Genomic DNA, 19,845 nt, shown 5'->3' on the forward strand with positions numbered 1-19,845 from the left:
GATTACCTTGGAGAAAATGTCTACATTTCTTCATCTAAACCTTTTGATATTTTTGGTCATCTTGGTTTGAAGGGAAGTTTCTAAATAATGGTATTGAGGATTACTAAACCCATTCAAATTTATTACTGGTCGCTCTTTCCATCAATATTCTTAATAATTTGTTACCAACATATTTTTCTAGATTTTATACATGATGATGAATTAGAGGATATTGGACAAATCGTATTTACTCTATGCATCAGCTTATGTGAAAGTACTTTTTAATTATTATTATTAGTTATTCATCTATACTTTGCTGCAGTGATTACCAAAAAAAAGAGCAACAAAGTAAAAGAATATGATTCTTTTATTTTGTTGCTTGCCCTATTTAGATGATTCTTTCAATAATGGTTCCGTTTGCCATGCCGCCACCTTCACAAATAGCTTGAAGTCCATAGCGACCACCTGTTCTTTCTAATTCATGCATCATGGAAATCATAAGACGAGCTCCCGTTGCGCCTAGTGGATGTCCTAAAGCTATCGCCCCACCATTCGGATTGAGTTTCTTCGGATCCGCATTGATTTCCTCTAGCCACATTAATGGCACTGGTGCAAATGCCTCATTTACTTCATAAGTGTCCATATCTTCGATTGTTAAACCTGCTTTCGCAAGCACTTTTCTAGTTGCTTCAATGGGACCAGTTAGCATTAGTGTTGGATCAGATCCCACAACGGAGCGCGCAGTGATGCGAAATCTTGGCTTTAATCCTAATTCTTCTGCTTTCTCTCTTGACATAAGCAAGACTGCAGCAGCTCCATCACTCATCTGGCTTGAGTTGCCAGCATGGATCTTTCCATTCTGAGTGAATGCGGGCTTAAGAGTGCTGAGTTTTGCAATAGATGAACCAATTCTCGGCCCCTCATCCTGTTGTACAATAGTAGTTGTGCCATCCTCTAAAGTTATTTCTAATGGTAAAATTTCACGATGAAAATGTCCTTCTTCTTGTGCTTTGAGTGCACGATTATGACTTTCTAATGAAAATTCATCTAACTGTCTGCGAGAAAATCCCCACTTTTCAGCAATTCTCTCAGCTGAAAGTCCTTGATGAATCATTTCATAACGAGAGGTAAGTTCTTCACTCCAATCGGAATGTTGACGGGTTGAGCCGAGTGGGACTCTTGACATACTTTCAACCCCTCCCGCAATGACAATCTCCATATCTCCACTTAAAATGGCTTGTGCAGCAAAATGGATAGCCTGTTGACCAGAACCGCATTGTCGGTCTAAAGTCGTTCCCGGTACCTCAATCGGGAAATCAGCCATTAACAGTGCAGTGCGGGCAATATTGATTCCTTGCTCTTCAGTTTGAGAAACACACCCAAGAATGACGTCTTCAACCTGTCCGGGCTTGATTCCTACACGGTTTACTAATTCTTTTAACACCTTTGCTGCTAACTCATCCGGGCGGATTTGACTTAACATTCCTTTTCGTCTTCCAACTGGTGTACGTACTCCTTCAATAATCACTACCTCTCTCATTTTCTTTCCTCCTATTTTTTACTATTATACTTATCTATTACGTTCAACGAACAAACCTTTATCTTGGTGCCATTCGAATGGCGCCATCTAAACGGATGGTTTCACCATTCAGTAAGACATTCTCGAAAATAGCCTGGGTAAGTTGGGCGTATTCTGAAGGGCGACCAAGCCTTGATGGAAACGGTACTTGTGATTCCAACGCTGTTCTTGCTTGATCTGACAAGGAACCAAATAAAGGTGTTTCAATTAGACCCGGAGCAATGGTAACTACTCTTATCCCAAAATTAGCAAGATCTCGGGCAATTGGAAGTGTCATACCCACTACTCCTCCTTTAGAAGCGCTATATGCTGCCTGTCCAATCTGTCCATCAAAGGCAGCTACAGAAGCAGTATTAATGATTACCCCACGTTCTCCCTCTTCATTCGGTTCATTTTCCACAAACTTCTCTGCTGCAAGTCGAATAACATTAAAGGTGCCAATTAAATTCACTTCAATCACTTTCTTAAAATGATCCAATGAATGAGCTTTATTTCTACTCACAGTCTTCTCTGCAATTCCAATTCCTGCACAGTTAACGACTGCATTGATAGAACCAAAGTGTGTGACGGCTCTATCAATTGCCTGCTGAACCTCTTCTTCGCTTGTTACGTTTGTTTTAATCAATATCACGTTTTCTCCTAATTCCTCAACAATTTGATTTCCTTTAGCGTCAGAAAGATCAAGAATAGCAACTTTACCGCCATTTTTAACAATATTACGAACTGTCGCTTCACCTAGACCCGATGCTCCTCCTGTTACTAATGCATAAAGATGATTCATCTTCATATTTTCTCTCCTTTCTTAAACATGCTACATAATAGCTTATTAAATGATATTTAAAAGTATGTGGTTTTGCTCATGTTAGGAATGGAATGATTACTAACGAGGTGACTAAATGGATATACGAGAGTATGTTTTGACAGCGCTTCCATATTTTAAATAATAACAATATTCTGTCTATTTTTCAATCCAATCTTGTTTATATGGAAAGCTTGTTGTTTAAACTTAATTTGTGAATAAATAGTTTTTTAAATATAAATTCATGTAGGCAATGTATATCTTTTTATTAAGCCTGCAACAAAGGTGTGCGAACTATCTAAAAAAATGACATCTCCCTAAAATATTCAAGCAATTTACTAAAGTTTCTCCCCATTCACTCACCAATAAATTATCAATCATATTAGGCACGTTTCACTAAAACGCGCCGGTTTTTCGAAATATTATCACCTATTCATCATTTCAAATCGTCTCTTTTAAGAAATCCTAATATATTCTCTTTAAATCACAGAGAAGTAAAAATATACCCAAAGCAGGCGGCATTAATTAAAAAGACAACCCCCGCTCCAATTAGCATCCCCTGGCCAAGCCTTGTTTTCCCTTTTACAAAAGCCAAGGTAATTGAAACGATGTATGCGATGAGTGCTAAGACGATTCCAAAAAAGCTTATTGCGGAAAAAAGGAGTCCAAATGCAACAAGATAAATCGCGACTGAGATGATAATCCCAAGCCATAGTTCTCCAATATTCCCCTTATCTCCATTTTTTTTGTTCAAATAGGATCCACCTCCCTTAACAACTTCAGAATGAAAATCGCTCAATCTCTTCTTGGATTTTTTTAATCTCAAGTTCTTTATCATCACGATAGAATAAGTTGTACGTATCAAAAGGTATGATACGTCCATCAGGATGAGCAATATGGACACAAGATTTTTTCACCGAACGTACGTCAAAGTTATAAGCATCTAAAAATTGCATGATAATCACACGGAATACGTTGTCATAGCCAATTTCATAAGGAATCGATACTTTCGGCAAACAGCATAATAAATCCTTTAAGGAAGAAGCGGATGAATCCGGTGAATGATTTAAAGAAAACAATTGGAAAACCATTTCTTTCATCGATTCATCCTGTTCAAAAACAATTGTATTTTTTGCCCCTTCTAACAAAACATTAGGATCAACGAGTCCTGTTAGCGGCGTGACATTTCCATTTAGTTTTAAAGCATATCCCATAGCGAGACAGTCGGGATGACAGGGAACAGGAATGATGTCCTTAGCATGAAAGAATTCAGATTGTTCAATGATCATTTGGCGTACCTCACTGACTGTTAAGCGATTGACGGCAGGATCATATTCTTCAAGTCTGCCTGCCGCCTGAATCGGTTGAAATGTCACTCCACGTACACAACGCTGCTTAAGTCCATATTGAATGATGTCCCCTACCTCTTGATCATTTAATCCCTTTTTTAACGTGACCACCAGTGTGGTTGAAATATTGAATTCATTCAAGTGATCCATTGCTTTTTGTCTGATTTCTCTTAAATCTACTCCTCTCAATTCCTCCAGCACTTCTTTTTTAAAACTATCGAATTGCAGGTAAATTTCAAATCCCGGAGCATATGTGGCTAGTCTGCGAACAAATTCTTTATCCCTTGCAATTCGAAGTCCGTTTGTATTCACCATAATATGACGAATAGGCTTTGATTTTGCTAAATCGAGAATTTCAAAAAACTGTGGATGAATCGTTGGTTCTCCTCCACTGATTTGCACTATATCTGCTTGACGTTCATTTTTAATTATTTCCTCCAACATAAACTCAATTGCTGTTAAACTTCGAAATGTTCCTTTTTGCGGGGAAGAATCTGCGTAACAAATGGGACATTCTAAATTACAGCGTTCCGTAATTTCAATCAAAGTTAAACAGCTATGCTGTTCATGATCAGGACAAAGTCCACAGTCGTAAGGACAGCCATATTTCATCGACGTATTCCAGCGATATGGCATTTCCGCTGGTTTGATGAACTCCCTACACCATTTAAAATAATCCACATCTGTCGAGATCAACACCTTCTCACGACCATGTTGTAAACAGTTTTTCATAAGAAAAACCCGTTCATTTTCAATAATGACCTTTGCTTCGACCTTTCGAAGACAGGTTGAGCAGATGCTATTTGTTAATTCATAAAATAAATAAGGACGATTAGGCATGAATCTCTCTCCCTTGCATTAAATATTTTCTTCGAATCAGCCAAATATAATAAATCATTCCTATTAAACTTGCGATTTGAATATTATTCAGGATGAGATAAGAATGTGGCGTCGGTTTAATAAAATCAATGATAAAGCGAAAACTTAGGTAGCCTAGCATAAATAGCTGAAATAGCAGTCCTTCCCAGCTATACTGATTCTTTTTTACCTTTAACAATATATAAAGGAGGATGGCGAGAAAAATAATTTCATAGAGTTGTGTTGGATGTCTATTCACACCATCTCCAAAATTTACGCCAGTAACCCAAGTTGTGGCTACTCCATATGTGTGGTCGCTCAATCCGGTTAAAAAACATCCTATTCGCCCAATCATCATTCCAACGGTAAGAGGTAGGACAAAGTCATCCCCTGTTGAACGAGTCCAGTCAATGAATTTTTTCGCAAACTCAACACCGATTAAACCACCAAGTAGTCCACCGACGATGGTTTTTCCCTCCATTAAATAGTAGATATTATTCCAATTTCTTATCGTTTCACTAGGATCTTCAAACCAATATAGAATTTTTGAACCGAAAGCAGCCCCTAATATAGCACCAACCACCACCCACATCGCTTTATCAAGAGGAATCCTTTCTTTGTTTCTGGTATAAAGATAAACACGAAAGCCAATGAAATAGGCGAGGGATTCAAATAATAAATGGGGCTGGATCCCAAATATGTAAAAAGGAAATGTCATGACTCCTCCCCTTTCTGTACTGCCTAGAGATATATTTATATTATCAGAATAATACAAACATTACCTAGATTTTTTCTAAGCTCTCCCTATATTGAGTAATTTTAACAAACGAATGCAGGAAAATAAGCTTTACACCTCTATCAATGGTATAATCTTATGGTACATAATGATTTGTGGAGGTAAGCGTATGAAGAGTAACGAACAAGTTGCGATTATTACAGGTGCAGCCAATGGAATTGGGGCCGAAATTGCTCGTGCTTTTGCAAAACTTGGTAGTAAGGTTATTCTCTCAGATATCGATGAGGCAGCCGCTCATAAAGTTCTCACAGAAATCACTGAAAATGGCGGTGATGCTTTTTTTGTAAAAACAGATGTTCGTCATGAAGAAGACATCATTAACTTAATGAAAATCACCACTGATCAATACGGAAAAATAGATATACTCATCAATAATGCAGGTAAAGGAATGTTTAAACCATTTTTTGAATTATCGATTGATGAATGGGAGGATACAATCCATACCAATCTTCGAAGTGTTTTCCTTGCTTCAAAAGAAGCAGCAAAATATATAAAAGATAATCCGAACGGAGGATCTATTGTCAATATTGCTTCAACACGTGCCATCATGTCTGAACCTAATTCTGAAGCCTATGCGGCTACAAAGGGTGGAATAGTAGCATTAACCCATGCTCTTGCAGCTTCTTTAAGTCCCTATCACATTACGGTTAATGCCATCTCTCCTGGATGGATCGAAACTGGAGATTATTCAAAGCTAAAACAGATTGACCATGAACAACATTTTTCAAGACGAGTAGGACAGCCTATTGATATTGCAAAGGCATGTTTATATTTAACCGATCCTAATAATGATTTTGTGACAGGAATTAATTTAGTAATTGATGGTGGAATGACCCGAAAAATGATTTATGAAGAATAATTTGTTTCCTCTTTAAAAAATCCGAGACAAGCAAAACTCGTCTCGGATTAATTTATTGATGAACATTTAAAGGAATTAAAGTTTCGTATAGTTCTTTATACTTCTTTGAGGATGCCTCCCAGCTAAAATCCAACTTCATTGCTCTTTCGGAAAGTTCTCTCCATTTCTTCGGTTGAAAACGATAAAACCAAATAGCCCGTTCAATCGTATAAAGCATGTCATGGGCATTATAATTTGTGAAGCTGAAGCCATTCCCTTGATTGTAAAACTCATTATATGGAATCACGGTATCCTTCAATCCTCCCGTTTCACGTACAAGTGGCAAAGCCCCATATCGAAAGGCGAGCAATTGTCCAATCCCACATGGTTCAAACTGAGATGGCATAAGAAAGAGATCAGACCCCGCATAAATTCGATGTGCAAGTCCCTCATCGAATAAAATATTACTGGAGACTTGGTTAGGATAACGCAATTGAAGCTCGCGAAATGCGTGTTCGTACCGTTCCTCCCCTGTACCAAGTAGAATGACTTGAACATTTTGCTTTATGATTTCTTCAAAAACATGAAGGATAAGATCAATCCCCTTTTGTTCCACTAATCTTGTAACGATGGAGATAATGGGGATCTCTGCATTAATAGGAAGATGTAATTCTTCTTGTAGACTTTTCTTATTTACAAGCTTTCCTTCAAAATGACTAAAGGGAGAAAAAAGAAATGGATCTGTTAGAGGATTATATGCCTCCTGATCAATTCCGTTAATAATTCCAATTAATCTGTCGCTCCGTTTGCGAAGAAATCCCTCCAGATGCTCTCCATAATATGGATTTTGAATCTCATTCGCATAGGTCGGACTTACTGTGGTAATGGCATCAGCAAACGCCAGTCCTGCTTTTAAATAACTCACGTTCCCATGATATTCCAACCCATCCATTTGAAAGTACAATTCACTTAAATCAAGAAGCTCACTTAAAACAGATTTTGGGAATACACCTTGATAGTGTAAATTATGAATAGTAAAAATCGTTTTTATCTTTTGATAAAAAGGGTGGTATTTAAAATGAGCCTTCAATAAGACAGGAATGGGTCCTGCTTGCCAATCATGGCAATGAATGAAATCAAATTCAAGTTCTAAATGAGGAAGAGCTTCAAGGACAGCGCGCGAGAAAAAAGCAAAGCGCTCCCCATCATCATAAAATCCATAACTTCCATGCCGTTTAAAATAATATTCATTATCTAAAAAGTAAACGGAAATTCCCTGATAAATCAGCATTTCAATTCCGCAATATTGTTTCCTCCATCCAACCGGAACCTCAATAACTGCTTTCAATTCTAGCTCATTTTTAAATTTTGAATCCAAGTCTCCATACTTTGGTAAAATAACACTGACATTAACCCCAATTTTTTGTAATGCCTTGGGGAGCGCCCCAATCACATCCCCTAATCCTCCAGTTTTAATAAAGGGAGCGCATTCCGATGCTGCAAACAAAACGTTCATGGTTGGTTCCTCCACTATACAATATCTGCTTTTTTCAAGACATGAGGATTTTCTCCTCCTATCATGACAAGATTCGCTGAAATTTTCACTTGTTTATCGGTAATAATGTTCTCAAGATACGTATTTTCTTCAATTTCACTTTTTTGCATGATAATACAATTTTTAACGACTGCCCCTTTATGTATCTTTACTCCCCGAAAAATAATACTATTTTCAACTGTCCCTTCTATACTACAGCCATTGGCCACTAAGGAATTGCTGACCCTTGAAGTGGCTGAATATTTGACAGGTGGTTCATGCTTCACTTTCGTATAAATATCCCAGCCCTCGTAAAAGAACTCATTAATTAATTCCGGATGGAGAAAATCCAAATTACTCTGGTAAAAACTTGAAATAGAATGAATAAACGGCAAATATCCACGATATTGATAGCTTTTTACATTTAAACGGGCAAGATTGGCTTTGATCGCATCCTTGATGAAATCATACTCTCCGTTTTCGTAGCATTGATTTATCATGTTAATCAACACTTCTTTTTTAAAGATAAAAGTTTCTAAACAAACAGGGTCCCCTTGTTTTGGGATCGTAAATAATTCAATATTGGTGACATTTCCTTCAGTATTGAGTTGGCATTTATGATAAATCGGTTTCTCTACCGGTTCCCCGTCATAATTCTTATAAATAACCGTAATATCTGCTCCACCTACTCGATGAATATCTACTACTTCATTAAAATCCACCTTACTTACATGATGACCTGGGGAGATAATGACAGTATCTTCATTGGAACGAAGAAAAAATTCAATGTGGTCTTTAAATTGCTGTATGTCTCCTTTAATATTTTCATCTGGATGAACAGGCGGAAGAATAAATAGTCCCCCATTTCGGCGATCTAAATCCCATTCCTTCCCTGATCCTAAATGATCCATCACAGAACGATAGTTATCCTTAGTGAGGACAGCGACCTTTTTAATATTGGCATGGATAAAATTCGACAAGGTGAAATCAATAAGCCGATATCTACCTCCAAAGGGAACTGCTGCGAAACATCGGTGAGAAGTTAGCTCTTTTAAATACTGTTTTTCATTTACTAAATTTATCACACCAATAACCTGTTCCAAATACATCGCCCCTTTAATAAATATTTATTTTGTCGGAATAGCTTGATTCGTTTCTCCCACAAGAGTAATTTCAGCAGCTGGAGAATTTGAGCCAATTTCAGTCCCGTCAACAATGCAAATATTGCTAGCGATAATCGCCTTATGGATCATAACATTGCGCCCAATTTTGACATTAGGCATGATGACCGAGTCCTTAATGATTGAATTTTCCCCAATTTGAACATTGAAGGATAAAACAGAATGTTCAATTTTTCCATGGACCATACAGCCCTCATTAATCAAAGACTGTCTAACTTCAGTATTTCCTGCAATATATTGCGGAGGATGATTTGCAGATCCTGTAAAAAACTGCCATTGTGGATCATTTAAGTCAAAGCCAGGAACTTCATCTAATAAATCCATATGGGCTTCCCAAAAGCTTTCGATTGTCCCCACATCCTTCCAATAGCCATTAAACAGATAGGCGTATAGCTGATTGCCATCGTTTAGTATTTTCGGAATGATGTCTTTTCCAAAATCATTTGATGAAAAAATACTATGTTCATCTTCAATTAAATATTTTTTTAGCAATTTCCAGTCAAATAGATATACACCCATTGAAGCGAGATTACTCTTGGGGTTCGCTGGTTTTTCTTCAAATTGAAGGATTTTCCCATCCTCATTCGTATTCATTAAACCGAATCGATTGGCTTCTGCCCACGGAACTTCAATGACCGCAATCGTCGCAGATGCTCCCTTTTCAAGATGATATTTAAGCATCTTGCTATAATCCATTTTATAAATATGGTCGCCCGAAAGAATTAACACATATTCCGGATTGTATTGGTCAATGTACTGAATATTTTGGTATACGGCGTTGGCGGTTCCTTTATACCATTCTCCTCCGTCTTTTCCCTGATATGGAGGGAGCACCGACACACCTCCATCATTGCGGTCTAAATCCCATGGGCGGCCATTCCCTACATAGTCATTGAGAACAAGTGGCTGATATTGAGTTAAAACGCCAACGGTATCAATTCCTGAATGAGTGCAATTACTTAGTGGAAAATCAATGATACGGTATTTACCCCCAAAGGGAACAGCAGGCTTCGCAAGACCTGCTGTCAATTCTCCTAATCTAGAACCCTGACCTCCTGCGAGTAACATGGCAATCCATTTTTTAGCTCTCATAATGTTTGACTCTCCCTTGACGCTTTTTTGTTCGTTTCATGAATAGGGTCATTCCAAGAGGTGGTACAGTAATATTCATACTGTATGGTTGATTATGCCATGGCTTTTTTTCAACCTCGATAGGTTGTTCGTTTATTTGTCCCGAGCCTCCAAAATCTTCCTCATCACTATTGATGATTTCAATATAGTGACCTAGAGATGGGACGCCGATGCGATAATTATGATAGACATTTGTGGAAAAATTGCATACAACGATACAATAATCGCCTTTGCGTTTTCCATGCCTCATAAAAGTAATCACACTTTGCTCGTGATTATCAGCATCAATCCATTCGAAACCTGCTTGGTCATGGTCCAATCTCCATAAACTTGACGTATGTCTGTAAAAATGTTGAATCGTTTTTATATATTTATGCAATATTGCATGAGATTCGAACTCAAGAAGAAGCCAATCCAATTCTTTTAGTTCTTTCCATTCATCGAATTGACCAAATTCTCCTCCCATGAACATTAACTTTTTACCTGGATGGGTGAGGAAATAGCCATATAATAAGCGATAATTAGCAAATTTCTGCCAATAGTCTCCAGGCATTTTATTTAACATGGATTTTTTTCCATGAACAACATCATCGTGGGAAAAAGATAGGACGAAATTTTCCGAGAATGCATAGAAAAAAGAAAAGGTTAGTAGATTATGATAGTGATGTCTTTCCGTTGGAGGTAATTTCATATATTTGAGCAAGTCATTGACCCAGCCCATGTTCCATTTATAATTAAATCCTAAACCGCCAACCAAGGTAGGGGCACTAACGAGCGGATGATCGGTTGCTTCTTCAGCAATCATAAGCACGCCTGGATATTTGTTAAAGATTGCGATGTTTAGCTTTTTGATAAATTCAATTGCTTCTAAATTTTCTTCCCCACCAAATTGATTTTTCAAAGGCTTTTCCTGAGGATTATCATGGTTTAAATAGATTAAAGAAGAAACGGCATCGATGCGAAAACCATCAACATGGTAAAGATCCATCCAGAACATGCAGTTGGAGATGAGAAAACTATGGATTTCCGGCTTTGTAAAGTCAAAGCTATAAGTTCCCCATAATGGTCTGTCTGCTCTACTTGATTCATGCGGTTCATAGAGTGGGGTTCCATCAAACCGACCTAAACCATGAGCGTCTCGGCAGAAATGAGCAGGGACCCAATCAAGTATCACGCCAATTCCTTTCTGATGACATTGATCAACGAAATACATGAAATCCACTGTGGATCCATGACGACTTGTTAACGAATAAAATCCCGTTACTTGATAACCCCATGAGAGATCAAAAGGATGCTCCATAATAGGCATCAACTCAATATGGGTAAATCCTAAATTTATGACATAATCAATCAGTTCATCGGCGAGCTCACGATACGAATAAAGAGAGCCATCATCCTTCTTTTTCCAAGAGGCAGCGTGAAGTTCATAAATCAGCATCGGATTGTTGTAAGAGTTCGCTTTCTCCCTTTGTTGAACCCATTTTTTATCATGCCATTCATAATTGGATAATTTTTTTAGGATAGAGGCGGTACGTGGTCGAACTTCAGAGTAAAAAGCAAAAGGATCCGCTTTTAATTTTCTTTCCCCATTAGCGGTGATAATTTCATATTTATATAATGTTCCTTCTTGCAGTTTAGGAATAAATATAACCCAAATTCCGGATAGCTTTACTTGTGTCATAGGATGATCAATACCATTCCATTGATTAAAATCACCCACTACCGACACCTGCTTCGCATGGGGTGCCCAAACTGAGAAGCGGACACCATCTTCTCCTTGATGAGTCATGAAGTGAGCACCCAACATTTTATAACTTTCATACAAGGTTCCTTCATGAAATAAATATAATTCAAAATCACTCGGAGAAATGTCTGTATTCTTAATCACCATGGAATTCACTTTGAGCCCTCCTTGTAAGGATGAATAATGAATGAGTCTTTATTCCTCTATTTTTTTAATATTCTCTTAATTCGATAACGATGGGTAAATTCCTTTGAAGAAAATTGTCTTATTTTGTCATTTCTAAACAAAATATTAAAAAATATTATTTTTAGTCAAATGATTTTATATTTTTAGAGTGAAATCGTTTTCACTAATTGTATGTGATTGGGGAAATTTACTCATTTTCTCATTAAAAAGAACTATCTTACAATAATAGGTTCTAATTCCATTTTCGCTGAATTTAAAAACGAGACCCTCATTTAGTCTCGTTTATCCCACTCTTACTGTCCGTAAAAGTCCGATAAGTGAAATAAGATTTTTCTTTGGGCTTCAGCCCTTAGAAAAATCAATCAGGCTCTGCGTGACTAACCATCAGTAGGGGATGAATAAAAACCCCCACTGATGGAAGTTTCACTTTATTTCACTTCTATTTAGTTATTTGATTAGTTGCTCTTCCATTCTGGTGATAAAAATATACGACAAGGCTACAGACCAAGCAAGTGGAGTATTTCCGTTCGGTACATTTACTCCCCCAATGTAGAGTTCCGGTACCTCCCAATTTTCAGGAATAATACTTTTTGTCTTCTCGTAATATTCCTTCGCTTTCTCATGATTGCCAAGCTCTAAATAGCAAAGACCTAACCATGGCAGTCCAAAGCACCATTCTGCCTCACTGCCATTATTATAGTAAAGATCATTCTTATAGCGGATAACACCATATCTTCGCTCAAGCTTAGTTGTAACCTGGTTTAGAATATTCAAAGCCATCTCCCTTTCTACCATACAATAAGGGAAAATAAGGGATAGCAATGCCAAATCCGTTTCCTTTGAAACACTTTCTCTTGGCAAAAACTTTCTTAAGGCTTCCTCCCCTTTTTTGATTAACTCTTCATCAACACGGACAAGCAGCTTAACGGCTTGTAGTCCTGCAACACAGGCACCAATGCTGGATGCATGAACTTCCATATTTTCTTCCCACATCCCGTTATCAGGAGCTTGCCAATATTCAAGGCATCTTAGATAATCTACGAGCTTTTGCACGATTTCAAGATCCTTTTCGTCACGTATTACCTTTTGTCCTAAACGCCAGCCTTCGCCCACTCCCCATAAAAATGCCCCAATGGCATCGTTCTGGGCATGCCCCCATTCAGCAGGTATTTCCTTTAAATCTGTTGAATAGCGGGAATGTATATATTCAAATTGATAAACAGGTCGCTTTTTTCTATGAATATCAATTTTCCATTCATAAGCTCGAAATAAGTCAAATAATGCATGAAATGCTTTTTCGTATCGTTCAGATGGTTTTTGAATAAACGGAAGGACCGTATAGACGACATCTCGAATCCAGACGTATCTGTAATCCTGTGAGAGACTTGCAGTATAGGCACCATTTGGCAACCGCATGCGGTCGATTACTTCAATGGCTTCATTCGTATGCATCACTTTACACCCCATTGCAAATTTTCATTACATCTTCATTATGGACTGAGATTCATGGTTTCAAACTTTTTATTAAAAATAATTCTTTCTTGAGAACGCTTACGATTTTCTGCTTGTGTTAGTATTATACGAAAGTTTTCAATATTTTGCTAATCAACACTAAGAAATAATTCATTTGCCTATATGTTTTCTCATTTTTTTCGCTCAATTGAGATCAATATTAATCATAATTAATGGAATTTTTCCTAAATTATTCTTATATCCAAGTAACGAAGCTATCGATTATATTTAATATATAATTTCTTACTTTCTACCTATAAAGGAAAGTTCCACCAATCCATGAATCTACTAATTGAAATCGGCTAGGAGGTCAAAACATGCTTCATAAATTTGTGACAGCGTCCTTGTCAATATTCGTCATTCTTTCATCAGTTGGGCCAATTGCTCATGCAGAAGCTCCTAAAGAAAATGTGATTATTGTCTTTAAAAATGAAATTGATCATGAGGCTATTACGAAATTAAATGGGAAAATCGAAGAAACCTTTGATAATATAGCCGGAGTTGCAGGAGAAGTTCCAGAAACTGCAATCCCTGCTCTTAAAAAAAATAAAGAAGTACAATCTGTTGAAATAGACCAACAAGTGAAATTAACTGGACAAGTTCAGGATTGGGGCATAAATACCATTCATGCGCAAGCTGCATGGAATTCGCAAATTACGGGAAAAGGGGTTAAAGTGGCTGTATTAGATACTGGGATTTCCCTCCATACTGATCTGCAAATTTCGGGTGGTGTAGCAATTACATCTTATACCAAATTCTATACCGATGATAATGGTCATGGAACCCATGTCGCTGGGATAATTGGGGCCAAGAATAATCTCATTGGAACGGTTGGGGTTGCACCAGATGCCAAAATTTATGCAGTAAAAGTGTTAGATGAAGAGGGTTCCGGGTATGTTTCAGATATTATTTCAGGAATTAATTGGTCCGTAGAAAATAAAATGGATATTATCAACTTAAGTCTAGGAGCTGCTTATGATTCCTATGCACTACATCAAGCAGTGGACAAAGCATATAATAGCGGAATTCTTGTAGTTGCCGCAAGTGGAAACTACGGAACTAAAGACGGAATGGGTGACACCGTTGAATATCCAGCTCGTTATGACTCTACAATTGCAGTATCTGCTGTTGATTCGAAAAATATACGGGCTAGTTTTTCCGCTACCGGAAATAGCATTGAGGTTGCCGCACCGGGTGTCAATGTTTTAAGCACCTTTTTAAATAACCAATATGTCAAAATGAGCGGGACATCAATGGCTACTCCTTATGTTGCAGGCACATTAGCCCTTCTCAAAGAAGTAAATCCTGAAATGTCAGCAAGTCAATTAAGGGAAAAACTCAGAGACTCAAGCATTGACATCGGCATACAAGGGAAGGATATTTATTATGGCTATGGATTGATTCAAGCACCAACTATAAAAGAAAACTTAACGAACCAAGAGAATACAAGTAGTGAAATGACTACAGTGCCCTCTCCGGAGTTACCGAAAGAAGTCGTCACAAAAAGCAAACTTTCTACTTCCGTCTCAGTGAATAAGACAACCTATTATGCAGGAAACAAGGTGTATATTAAACTTGTCGCATTAGACCAAAAAACAAAACAACCTATTATTAAAGGAAAAATCAAGCTTACCATTGATCCGCCTAAAGGAAAAACTTGGTCTGTCACTCGCCATACAAATGCAAAAGGTGAAGCTAGCTACCAATTAAAAGTCAGCAGCCGTTCCCATAAAGGAACTTATAAGCTTACTTCCACCACAACAGTCGACAATTATGATACAAAAAGTGTCTCTAGAACATTTAAAGTGAAATAGTAAACAGCAGCAAAAAGGCCAGCATAACCAGCTAACGGGTTCCGTTAACTATCGCAAACATTAAAAATGTAAGGCAAATAGACCTACAAATTGTATGGTAATTTGTAGGTCTATTTTTGTTGATATAAAGGGATTTCAATCATTATTATTGGAGAATTTGTATATTAAAATGTAGGGGTACAATATCCAGTGAACCGCAGCAAAATACACGACATTTTTATTTGCAAATGGATATACAGAAAAATATTGTTTTTTAAATTAAAGGTTAGCCTCTGTTAGAACGGAATGTTGATTTTACTGTGTATGAAAAATAAACGGTAAAATTCCGTCTAAATTGGGAAATACACATATTTCCTTAAAAATAAGGGGAGTTTTTCCGTTTATATGATCCAAATCTTTGTATTTTGTCTTATTTAGAGCCATTAATCGGAATATATCCGCTTATATTGGCTTTTTAAGCTCCCTCTCTATACATTAGCAGGAAATTCTCCGCCTATGAATTCTCATACCTACACGGAATTGTTAAGGAGAAGGCGAAAATGGTTTGGAAACTTCTTAATGAGCATTATTCGTCATTCGCAATCCGAAGAATTAGCCATTAAAAGCAGAAATAGCAAGGGAATAAACCCTTGCTATTTCTAATGTTATTTAATTTCTCTAGCCTTACCATTTGTCCTACATTTTCTAGTGCAAAAAGGATTACCTTTTGGTCTGCATTTTCCTGTGTAAATTGACGTTTTGGATAGTTACGGAACCCGTTACAGTCCAGCTGGGCTTTTATATAAAACAAGTTTAGCCTTTTTGGATCAATTCTTTCAGCTCATCTAATATCCCATAGAGTTCCTCTAATTGCTTGATTTCATAATTCGGGATGACTTCATTTCGTTCCTTTTGATGGCGATTAATCCAAACAGTCTTAATGCCTGCACGATTGGCCCCAAGAATATCCGTCATTAAATTATCCCCCACCATTATTGCTTCATCAGGTTGAAGTGACAATTGTGATAAGGCATATTCGAACAGAGCAGGATCCGGTTTTCCTTTTCCAAAATCGCCAGAAATCACTATTTTATCAAAATATGGAACTAACTCTGAGGTAATTTTCAATTTCGTATTTTGTAAATCGGGTGATCCGTTGGTAAGCAGTAATAATTGATAATCGTTCTTTAACATATCAAGAGTTTGAAAGGTATCTTCAAATACAAACGGTCGCTTGCGGCGTTCGATAGGAAAGCGTTCCCCTAATTCATAACCAAAATCAGGATCATCTACTCCCAGCGCTTGCAATCCTTGAGTCCATGCATCACTACGATAAGTCGGAACAATTTCCTTTAGTTTGCGAAAATTCTCTTCCTCATCCAAAAAGTTCCCCCACATTCCCTCAAAGGGATTAATGCCAATCATTTGGGTAAAGGGATAAGTCTCATAAGAGGAATAGAGCGATCTTGCGGCGCTCCTCACTTCTTCTTCTAATTGATCTTGGTTCAGTCCATAGCGTTCTTCTGCCACCTTGCAGGTCGCAACAAAGGCTTCCTTAATGCTTTTTTGATCCCAAAGCAACGTATCATCTAAATCAAAAAATATAGCTTTAATCATGTATGTTCCTCACTTTAATGTTTTATCCATATCATTATTCTAACATGTTTCATCACAAAAAAATAAGAATAAATGAAAATTCTCAATATTCTTCATTTATTTAAAAAAATATCCACTTTCAACTTATTTTTTTGATTATTCATTGTTTGCAGTAGGAATATGACAAACTCATTAAAGGTTTAAGTTTTTGCTGGTTCTTACTTTACTCACATTTTCACAGATGTCTAAATATCTTTAGCTTGCAAATTATTTCTAAAGAGGTCAAAGAAAAACGGCAGTTCTTTGAATACAAGAACTGCCGTTTGTGTAAGGTTATTTCATCATTTTGCAGATATCATTTGTAAATTCAACTGGATCTTGAATCGGTAAGCCTTCAATTAAGAGCGCTTGGTTATAAAGAAGATTTGTAAACAAGCGCAGCTTTTCTTTATCATTTTCATAAGCATCCTTTAAAGATTGAAAAACTTCATGATGTGTATTAATCTCTAATACTTTATCCGCCTTAATATTTTGATTATCCGGCATCATATTTAAAACCTTTTCCATTTCGATTGTGACTTCTCCGTCAGTAGACAAACAAACTGGATGGGTCTTTAATCTTTTTGATACACGAACATCCTTGATTTTATCGCTTAAAATATCCTTCATTGTAGCGAAAAGCTCTTTATTTTCCTTCTCTTCTGTTTCTGATGATCCTTTATTTTCATCCTCTTCAATGCCTAAATCTCCGCTTGAAACAGATTTGAATTCTTTTTCTTTGTAATTCATCAACATGCGAATGGCAAATTCATCAATTTCATCAGTGAAATAGAGGATTTCATATCCTTTATCCGCGACTAATTCTGTTTGGGGGAGCTTTTCGATTCTTGCATTCGTTTCCCCAGAAGCATAATATATGAATTTTTGGTCTTCAGGCATTCTGGAAACATATTCATCTAAAGTCACTAATTTTTTCTCTGTGGATGAATAGAACATTAATAAATCCTGCAAGACATCCTTATTCGCACCAAAGTCACTATAAACACCATATTTTAGCTGTCTGCCGAATGCTTGATAGAACAGCTCATATTTTTCTCTTTCATTCTTTAGCAGATTTTGCAGCTCACTTTTGATTTTTTTGTTTATATTTTTTGCAATTAGCTTTAATTGACGGTCATGCTGAAGCATTTCTCTTGAAATATTAAGAGATAAATCCTCTGAATCCACTATTCCTTTAACAAAACTGAAATAATCAGGCAGTAAATCCGCACACTTATTCATGATTAAGATGCCGTTAGCATAAAGCTCAAGCCCTTTTTCGTATTCCTTCGAATAGTAGTCAAATGGCATTTTTTCAGGAATATATAAAATCGCTTGATAACGAATGGTACCATCTACACTAATATGAATATGCTTTAATGGTTTATCAAAGCCGTAGCGCTTTTCGGAATAAAATTTTTCGTAATCCTCATCCGTGAGCTCACTTTTATTTTTCCTCCAAATTGGTACCATACTGTTGATTGTTTGTTCCTCTGTATAGTCCTCAAATTCATCTTCTTTGTCTTGCTTTGGTCTACTTGAAGTGATATCCATTTTAATTGGATAACGGATAAAGTCAGAATACTTTTTGATGATAGATCTTAAGCGAGATTCCTCCAAGTATTCATCATAATTTTCGTCCTCTGTATTTTCTTTGATTTTTAAAATAATGTCTGTACCAACAGAATCTTTAGTAGTAGGTTCAATCGTATACCCATCAGCCCCTTCTGATTCCCATTTGTACGCTTCTTCGCTTCCTAATGGTTTACTTATAACGGTTACTACATCAGCAACCATAAAGGCAGCATAGAAACCGACCCCAAATTGACCGATGATATCAAAGCCATCCTTTAATTCATTTTCCCGTTTAAAGGCAAGAGAACCACTTTTCGCAATAATCCCCAAATTGTTTTCCAATTCTTCTTTAGTCATCCCGATACCAGTGTCAGTAATCGTTAAAGTTCGATTCTCCTGATTAGCCTTTACCTTTATGTAATAACTATCTTTATCAAAACTTAGCATATCATCTGTTAACGCTTTGTAATAAATTTTGTCAATTGCATCACTTGCATTGGATATCAATTCACGAAGAAATACCTCACGATGGGTGTAAATCGAGTTAATCATCATTTCCAAGATTCGTTTTGATTCTGCTTGAAATTCCATTTTAGCCATTATAATTACTCCTTTCAAAACTTGAACTATAAGAATGATAGCATAAATAGAAGAAGATCGTATATTGTTTAGCACTCATTCAACTCAAGTGCTAACAACTATTTTTTTAATATCATATTCTTGCGAGTGTGTCAATTGATTCACTTGTTTAAAGATTATTCTTATATGAGATGGAGAAAGTTTTTTTTGATGAAGAGTTTGGGAGGGCGACAGACTAATCGTTTAATTTGTCGTTCATTGCCCTTATGAACAACTGATTGCAAAATTCCTTTCACTTATTGTCATTCATACCCCAAAAACGAACAAAAAACCCACCCCTGTCTGGTGGATTTTTCGTTTGTACCAATCAGAAATGACCTCTCTAACCTTGTTCTTTCGTATTATTCACTGCCAATATTAAGGTAGAATCTGCAATTTGAAATTATATAAGTAAAGGGATCAATTCTCGTCAATTTGGAATAACCTACACATACATATAGATTTCATCGTCGATATCGTTATCCCAGAGGTCCATTTTTTTCTCGTTTTCCATAAGCATTTCTTTAAAACTTTTACCATGATGGTCTCTTAGATATTCTGCGGTTTCTAATAGTTGGGGTAAGTCACTTACAGGAATTTCGTTAATCATTTGAATTAATTTCTCTCTAATTTCATCCATGATATCCCTCCTAACTAACTCTACTATAATTATAGCATTGCAAATTTTACGAAAACTGTTATTAAAATTAATTTAATAAATTCTTCACAAATTTAATT

Annotated in this window: 15 protein-coding genes; 2 read left to right on the forward strand and 13 right to left on the reverse strand. The window is 36.7% G+C overall.

Going from position 1 to position 19,845, the window contains the following annotated elements:
* Positions 1–367: 367 nt before the first annotated feature.
* The 5 genes from ACE38V_RS09520 to ACE38V_RS09540 all read right to left on the reverse strand — a co-directional run bounded on the left by ACE38V_RS09520 (position 368) and on the right by ACE38V_RS09540 (position 5,282).
* On the reverse strand, positions 368–1,519 hold the full coding sequence (locus tag ACE38V_RS09520) for a thiolase family protein (protein ID WP_375840999.1): 1,152 nt from the start codon (positions 1,517–1,519) through the stop codon (positions 368–370).
* A gap of 58 nt (positions 1,520–1,577) precedes the next feature.
* Positions 1,578–2,345 (reverse strand): 3-hydroxyacyl-CoA dehydrogenase, encoded by a 768-nt coding sequence (locus tag ACE38V_RS09525; RefSeq protein WP_375841000.1) that lies wholly within the window; start codon positions 2,343–2,345, stop codon positions 1,578–1,580.
* A 496-nt stretch (positions 2,346–2,841) separates the two neighbouring features.
* Positions 2,842–3,111, reverse strand: coding sequence for a hypothetical protein (locus tag ACE38V_RS09530; protein ID WP_375841001.1), 270 nt, complete (start codon positions 3,109–3,111; stop codon positions 2,842–2,844).
* A gap of 25 nt (positions 3,112–3,136) precedes the next feature.
* Positions 3,137–4,546, reverse strand: a complete 1,410-nt coding sequence (locus ACE38V_RS09535; RefSeq protein ID WP_375841002.1) for a radical SAM protein — start codon at positions 4,544–4,546, stop codon at positions 3,137–3,139.
* Positions 4,539–5,282, reverse strand: coding sequence for a prolipoprotein diacylglyceryl transferase (locus ACE38V_RS09540; RefSeq protein ID WP_375841003.1), 744 nt, complete (start codon positions 5,280–5,282; stop codon positions 4,539–4,541). Before ACE38V_RS09540 ends, ACE38V_RS09535 begins: the two co-directional genes overlap by 8 nt.
* A gap of 187 nt (positions 5,283–5,469) precedes the next feature.
* Between ACE38V_RS09540 and ACE38V_RS09545 the strand changes: the two genes are divergently transcribed.
* On the forward strand, positions 5,470–6,219 hold the full coding sequence (locus ACE38V_RS09545) for a glucose 1-dehydrogenase (RefSeq protein WP_375841004.1): 750 nt from the start codon (positions 5,470–5,472) through the stop codon (positions 6,217–6,219).
* A gap of 52 nt (positions 6,220–6,271) precedes the next feature.
* On the opposite strand, the gene glgA is transcribed toward ACE38V_RS09545, so the two are convergent.
* The 5 genes from glgA to ACE38V_RS09570 all read right to left on the reverse strand — a co-directional run bounded on the left by glgA (position 6,272) and on the right by ACE38V_RS09570 (position 13,426).
* On the reverse strand, positions 6,272–7,714 hold the full coding sequence (gene glgA, locus ACE38V_RS09550) for a glycogen synthase GlgA (RefSeq protein ID WP_375841005.1): 1,443 nt from the start codon (positions 7,712–7,714) through the stop codon (positions 6,272–6,274).
* 14 nt (positions 7,715–7,728) lie between these two features.
* Positions 7,729–8,835, reverse strand: a complete 1,107-nt coding sequence (glgD, locus tag ACE38V_RS09555) for a glucose-1-phosphate adenylyltransferase subunit GlgD (protein WP_375841008.1) — start codon at positions 8,833–8,835, stop codon at positions 7,729–7,731.
* 24 nt (positions 8,836–8,859) lie between these two features.
* Positions 8,860–10,005 (reverse strand): glucose-1-phosphate adenylyltransferase, encoded by a 1,146-nt coding sequence (locus ACE38V_RS09560; RefSeq protein ID WP_375841009.1) that lies wholly within the window; start codon positions 10,003–10,005, stop codon positions 8,860–8,862.
* Positions 9,995–11,935, reverse strand: coding sequence for a 1,4-alpha-glucan branching protein GlgB (gene glgB, locus ACE38V_RS09565; RefSeq protein WP_375841171.1), 1,941 nt, complete (start codon positions 11,933–11,935; stop codon positions 9,995–9,997). The genes ACE38V_RS09560 and glgB overlap by 11 nt, the downstream gene beginning before the upstream one ends.
* 486 nt (positions 11,936–12,421) lie before the next feature.
* Positions 12,422–13,426, reverse strand: a complete 1,005-nt coding sequence (locus ACE38V_RS09570; RefSeq protein ID WP_375841010.1) for a glycoside hydrolase family 15 protein — start codon at positions 13,424–13,426, stop codon at positions 12,422–12,424.
* A gap of 377 nt (positions 13,427–13,803) precedes the next feature.
* Here ACE38V_RS09570 and ACE38V_RS09575 point away from each other — a divergent pair, with 377 nt between their 5' ends.
* On the forward strand, positions 13,804–15,300 hold the full coding sequence (locus tag ACE38V_RS09575; protein WP_375841011.1) for a S8 family peptidase: 1,497 nt from the start codon (positions 13,804–13,806) through the stop codon (positions 15,298–15,300).
* Between the two features lie 792 nt (positions 15,301–16,092).
* Here the strand turns inward: ACE38V_RS09575 and ACE38V_RS09580 are convergent.
* The 3 genes from ACE38V_RS09580 to ACE38V_RS09590 form a co-directional block, all read right to left on the reverse strand.
* Positions 16,093–16,896, reverse strand: coding sequence for an HAD family hydrolase (locus tag ACE38V_RS09580; protein WP_375841012.1), 804 nt, complete (start codon positions 16,894–16,896; stop codon positions 16,093–16,095).
* A 312-nt stretch (positions 16,897–17,208) separates the two neighbouring features.
* A complete protein-coding gene (gene htpG / locus ACE38V_RS09585; RefSeq protein ID WP_375841013.1) occupies positions 17,209–19,089 on the reverse strand; it encodes a molecular chaperone HtpG in 1,881 nt (626 codons plus the stop codon).
* 463 nt (positions 19,090–19,552) lie between these two features.
* The gene (locus ACE38V_RS09590) at positions 19,553–19,747 is read right to left on the reverse strand and encodes a DUF2281 domain-containing protein (protein ID WP_375841014.1); all 195 of its coding nucleotides are present in this window, start codon (positions 19,745–19,747) and stop codon (positions 19,553–19,555) included.
* Positions 19,748–19,845: the final 98 nt, after the last annotated feature.

Origin of the sequence: Cytobacillus sp. Hz8 (assembly GCF_042263505.1) — a bacterium.
Classification (GTDB): Bacteria; Bacillota; Bacilli; order Bacillales; family Cytobacillaceae; genus Bacillus_BE.